1 protein-coding gene is annotated in these 301 nt (G+C 77.4%); it reads left to right on the top strand.

Going from position 1 to position 301, the window contains the following annotated elements; all coding sequences use genetic code 11:
• Position 1 precedes the first annotated feature (1 nt).
• A complete protein-coding gene (locus JHD62_RS23165; protein WP_370541113.1) occupies positions 2-166 on the top strand; it encodes an FAD-binding protein in 165 nt (54 codons plus the stop codon).
• The last annotated feature ends 135 nt before the right edge of the window (positions 167-301 follow it).

The following is a 301-nucleotide window of genomic DNA, read 5'->3' as shown; positions in this document are numbered from 1 at the left end:
CATCGGTGCGGCCACCGGCCTGCAAACCGACACCCAGGCGCGGGTACTGGGCCGCGACGGCCAGCCCATTGCCGGCCTGTATGCGGTGGGCAATGACATGCATTCCATCATGGGCGGGGTGTATACCTGTCTCTTATACACATCTGACGCTGCCGACGAACAGTAAGATGTGGTGGGGGGGGGGGGGGGGGGGGGGGGGGGAGGGGGGGGGGGGGGGGGGGGGGGGGGGGGGGGGGGGGGGGGGGGGGGGGGGGGGGGGGGGGGGGGGGGGGGGGGGGGGGGGGGGGGGGGGGGGGGGGGG

The organism is Aquitalea sp. ASV11 (assembly GCF_016429185.1).
GTDB classification, from domain to species: domain Bacteria; phylum Pseudomonadota; class Gammaproteobacteria; order Burkholderiales; family Chromobacteriaceae; genus Aquitalea; species Aquitalea pelogenes.
This window is presented reverse-complemented; position numbering and strand designations above follow the sequence as displayed.